The organism is Acinetobacter higginsii (genome assembly GCF_000369525.1).
GTDB classification, from domain to species: Bacteria; Pseudomonadota; Gammaproteobacteria; order Pseudomonadales; family Moraxellaceae; genus Acinetobacter; species Acinetobacter higginsii.
The window spans coordinates 1-4,624 of sequence record NZ_KB850084.1 but is presented as its reverse complement, the minus strand read 5'-3'; the positions used below and the strand labels follow the sequence as shown (position 1 = coordinate 4,624).

The window sequence follows — 4,624 nt, the reverse complement described above, 5'->3', positions numbered from 1 at the left end:
ATACGAAACTCTAAAGGATGCCTGTAAGTCTTTATTTTCCAGACAGTTTAGCTATCAAGAACCTAGAGAAAGAGGTATTGCTCATAAAACTACTCGCTGGGTATCTGATATTGCTTATATTGATAATTCTGCAACTATAGAATTTACTTTTGCTCCAGCGGTCTTACCCCTAATCACTTATCTTGAACAACACCTTACAAGCTACGAATTAAAACAAGTTGCCAATCTAACAAGCGGTTATGCTATTCGCCTGTACGAACTTTTAATCGCATGGCGTAGTACTGGGAAGACCCCAATTATTGATTTAAGTGAATTTCGTTCAAAACTTGGAGTTGGAGATGAGAAGTATCAAAGGATGGGGCAATTTAAAGAAAAAGTTTTACATATTGCTATTGAGCAAATTAATAAACATACAGACATTACAGCAACTTATGAGCAACATAAGCAGGGGCGTACAATCACAGGGTTTTCATTCAAATTTAAGCAAAAATCACAGCCGAAAATTGAAGTTAAGCGTGATCCCAATACACCTGACTTTTTTATAAAAATGACCGATGCACAACGTCATTTATTTGCCAATAAAATGTCAGAAATGCCTGAAATGGGGAAATATTCACAAGGTACAGAAAGCTACCAACAATTTGCTATTCGTATCGCTGATATGCTTTTAGAGCCTGAAAAATTCAGAGAGCTTTATCCAATTTTAGAAAAATCAGGATTTCAGCCATGATTAAATTAAATAACCTATCAACCGATCTAAAGCATGTGACCGTTGAATACCTCGACATCGTAAATTATGAAATTGTGAGGGAAAATATATGCGGTTATATCTTCCTATTATCCCGACTATCCAAAGATGCCGAACCCACCGAAAAAATGCAGATGGAAAGCAAAATACAGGACTTAATTTACTATCGAGATAATTTGCAGATAGAAGACAAGGACAATATTCAAAAGGTATTAAATACGCTCATTCCAGAGTATCAAGCCGAACAAAACAACCAAACAGCTAAGAAAAATTAGGCTTCAATGTCGGGCAAATTAAAAAGCTGTCGATCTCTATTTTCTGTTAAATATTCGTTGAGTTCAGCGAGTATTTTTTCTTTATTGGCTTCATTGGCATTCATTTTTTTAATCAAATAAGAACCAAGCAAAATTTTACGTCTAGTATCATCCTTTCTTTCCTGCTCTTTTTGCTTTGACCTTTCTCTAGCTTCGATAGCTTGTTTTCGAGCCTTTAACTGTTTCAGCTTCTCTAATTGGGCTTCGATTTTCTTTTCAAGAGTTTCAGCAGCTTTTGTCATGATTCAGATTTCGGGATATAGAAAACCACTCAAGCATAAGGCCCTATGAATTGAAATTCAAGCGGGCTATATGCTATCGTGTTTTTCATGAAATGCGCACTTACGACTTGGATTTCATCCAAGTCAAAGTTTGCGTAAGGGGAATCCCCTTAACCCCAAAAAACTGCTACGCAATTTTTTAAAAGCAAAAGCATCTCAAGGCGACTGCATGGCAATCTATCATTGTTCAACTAAAACGGTGAACCGAAGTTCAGGACGAACTGCGGTTGCATCAAGTGCCTATCGTGCAGGTGAAAAACTAGAAGATGAACGCACAGGGCTGACCCATGACTTTACGAGAAAAGACGGTGTCGCCCATTCTGAAATTATCTCTAATTTAGATATTGAAATTGACCGTGGCGAACTTTGGAACTTGGCGGAAAAAACCGAGAACCGCAAAGATGCCCGAACCGCTAGAGAATGGGTGATTGCACTACCTGATGAATTAGACGCTGATCAACGTAAGGACTTGGCAAAAGACTTTGCCAGGTCCTTAGTTGATCGCTATGGCGTGATTGCAGATTTAGCTATTCATGAACCGAGCAAAGGCGGTAATGATAAGAATCATCACGCCCATATCATGCTCACCACCCGAAAAGCCGAATTAGACGCAGACAATAAAATCACTCTGACCACCAAAACCGATATTGAACTCAGCAACGCCAAACGAAAAAGCCTTGGTATAGGGACAACCCAAGAAGACATTAAGCAAATTCGAGAAACATGGGCAGACTTAGCCAACAATGCATTGGAACGTGCAGGCTACCGAGAAAAAATAGACCACCGCAGCTATGCCGATCAGAACAACGGACTACAAGCCACCATCCATGAAGGCACCAAAGTCACACAATTACGCAGACAAGGCATAGACACTGAAATCAGCCGTTTTAATGACAACGTCAAACAGCAAAATAGCCAACAGCTTCACCAACAGAAACAGCAGAAAGAGAGCGTTTTACAGCGTGGTTTAAGCCGTGTCGATCAAGGTTTTGAGCAATGGCAAAAAAATCAAGAAGCCAAACGCCTAGAACAAGAACGGCAAGCCGAATTGCAACGACAGCAAAAACTAGAGCAACAGCAAGCCAACCGTAAGGCTTCACAAGACTTAGATCAGGGCGGAATATACCGATGAGCAACCTAAACGACCTAGATGACCAGTTATATATTTTATTGGCATCCATGAAAGAGTATCGAGAAGCCATAGCAGACGATAACAAGCGATTAGAAGCGTTTTACAAGGAAGTGGCTAGCGGAGTACTCAATAAGACCGAAAAACACCTAAAAAACGCCAATCAGAAGCAAATAGACGCACTCAACAACAGTATTCGAGAATTAAACAATGCAACCAATCAACTTGACTGGCGATTCATGGCAATCTACGCCAGTGCTTTTGTTAGCTTGCTGATCGTTTTCTTTTTAGCATTATTTTTATATGTGCCGAGCATGGACGAAATCAAACAGCGTAGAGCAGACGTTGCATGGCTAGAACAAAAATACAGCCTAGATATTAAAAATTGCAATGGAAAATCTTGCGTCCGCATCATGAAAAATGACTGTCACGGAGCAAATAAAGATTATTGTGTGATTGACCCGAAATAATAACTAGACTGTACTTTGCTCGGCTCTTACGATTACTAAACCAATGACAGCAGTCGCAAAGTTGCCCGACTTTAAAACATGGTTAAAACCATATTTTAAAGAATCGAGCTAAATTTTAATTTCAGTAAGATAAAATAAAAGATAAAACCTAGAGTTAATGCTGGATAGTCTAAAGAATTACCAACTCACATCTACTTAATATATTGTTTAAAGACATAAGAAAAAACGCATCAAATTTGATGCGTTTTTATGAAGAGATTTAGTTTAAAGTTTAGATGCTATTATGTTGTAGCTAATGTACCATTAGGGCAAGATTTAGGAGCTAATTTTTCAACGACATCTGTCACACATGTCCATACACCGTTAGTACCTGTATTCTCATCAGCTGTACGATTCCATTGAATCTTTTTACCATTAATTTGTGCAGTACCTTGCAGTGTACAAGTAATTTCTGTTTTACCAGTAGTTGCGACATTAACAGCAATCGCAGAACAAGCTTTAGTTGGTGTAGTTAGACCAACAGCAGCGGGTGTAGTAATTGCAGTAGAAATACCCTCAGCAAGTTTAGCTTCTGTATTTACTTTACCCGCAGTAATATCAGACAAACCCACTGCTACTTGTGATTTTGCAACATAATCTTGATAAGCAGGAATCGCAATTGCTGCCAAAATACCGATAATAGCGACAACAATCATTAATTCAATAAGAGTAAAACCTTTTTGTGTAGTCATAACATTCCCCAAAAACTGTTGTAAGGTACAATATTAAAATAAAACTAGCACAAACTGTGCCAATCATTATAAATCATTATAAATCATTATTTTAAATATAGAACTAAAATTTCCGTCATTTTATTAGTTAGAAAGTGACAAAAATTGTCACTTTTCGCCTAGGAGTGTCATATGAAAAGGAAAGCTAGTTTAAAATGTGGAGTTAAACTAGCTTTCCTTTTTAATTTTAGAATTTAACTAAATTAAAAACAAGTAATTAAATTGAAAAAAATATATTCAAATAACCGAGCGAGTGTCTACGAGCGATCACCTGGTATTAAAATTTTGAGTCAGCCTTTTCCCTGATTACAAGCTCCCCTTTGCTTCATAACGAAAGATACAGAGCATCCCGAATGGGTGCGAACTGTATCAGCTAAATTATAGACGAGCGAAGCGAGCATAAAACTACTGAGCGAAGCGAAGGTATAGTTTCTTTTTTATTAAATCCTCAACTCATATTTGAAAAAAACAGCCCCTCAACCGAGCGAAAGCGAGGTTAAAACGTCCGAGCGAAAGCGAGGGCATAGGGCTGTTTTATACAAGTTTTTATATTTTTTATTTTTAAATATATTTTTAAATATTTTTAGGTTGCTTGAAATGCAAGCACAGCAAGGCTTTCACAGCTAATAAGTACACCAATTCCGACATATAAGTACACCAATTCCGATATTTCAGTCCTAATAAGTACACCAATTCCGACATATAAGTACACCAATTCCGATGATATTGACACCTATATTATGAAGGTGTATAAATACACTTAAATTATAAAAGTGTATAACCATGAAAAATGACTTAGTTGTAAAAGATAATGCGTTGATTAATGCTAGTTATAGTCTTGGTCTTGTCGAACAACGATTAATTTTATTAGCTATCGTTATTATTCGGGAACATACCCATAACATGCACCTG

Annotated in this window: 7 protein-coding genes; 5 read left to right on the top strand and 2 right to left on the bottom strand. The window is 37.3% G+C overall.

All coding sequences use genetic code 11. The features are described from left to right. Window positions 1-730: replication initiation protein RepM (gene repM / locus F902_RS21870; RefSeq protein WP_005207891.1), on the top strand; the 730-nt coding region annotated here is incomplete at its 5' end. Then, entirely contained in the window at window positions 727-1,023 is a 297-nt protein-coding gene (locus tag F902_RS21865; protein WP_005207888.1) for a hypothetical protein, read from the top strand. The genes repM and F902_RS21865, both read left to right, overlap by 4 nt. Here the strand turns inward: F902_RS21865 and F902_RS21860 are convergent. Next, window positions 1,020-1,304: a hypothetical protein gene (locus F902_RS21860; protein ID WP_005207887.1), complete on the bottom strand. Its 285-nt coding sequence runs from the start codon at window positions 1,302-1,304 to the stop codon at window positions 1,020-1,022. The genes F902_RS21865 and F902_RS21860 overlap by 4 nt on opposite strands. A 208-nt stretch (window positions 1,305-1,512) precedes the next feature. Between F902_RS21860 and mobQ the strand changes: the two genes are divergently transcribed. Next, window positions 1,513-2,475 carry a MobQ family relaxase gene (gene mobQ / locus F902_RS21855; RefSeq protein WP_005207871.1) on the top strand — a complete coding sequence of 321 codons (963 nt, stop codon included), beginning with the start codon at window positions 1,513-1,515 and terminating at the stop codon, window positions 2,473-2,475. Beyond that, a complete protein-coding gene (locus F902_RS21850; RefSeq protein WP_005207869.1) occupies window positions 2,472-2,942 on the top strand; it encodes a hypothetical protein in 471 nt (156 codons plus the stop codon). Before mobQ ends, F902_RS21850 begins: the two co-directional genes overlap by 4 nt. A 281-nt stretch (window positions 2,943-3,223) precedes the next feature. Here F902_RS21850 and F902_RS21845 read toward each other — a convergent pair whose 3' ends face one another. Then, the gene (locus F902_RS21845; protein WP_005207868.1) at window positions 3,224-3,673 is read right to left on the bottom strand and encodes a pilin; all 450 of its coding nucleotides are present in this window, start codon (window positions 3,671-3,673) and stop codon (window positions 3,224-3,226) included. A gap of 822 nt (window positions 3,674-4,495) precedes the next feature. On the opposite strand from F902_RS21845, the gene F902_RS22275 reads away from it, so the two are divergent. Beyond that, on the top strand, window positions 4,496-4,624 hold a 129-nt coding region (locus F902_RS22275; RefSeq protein WP_005207866.1), incomplete at its 3' end, for a RepB family plasmid replication initiator protein.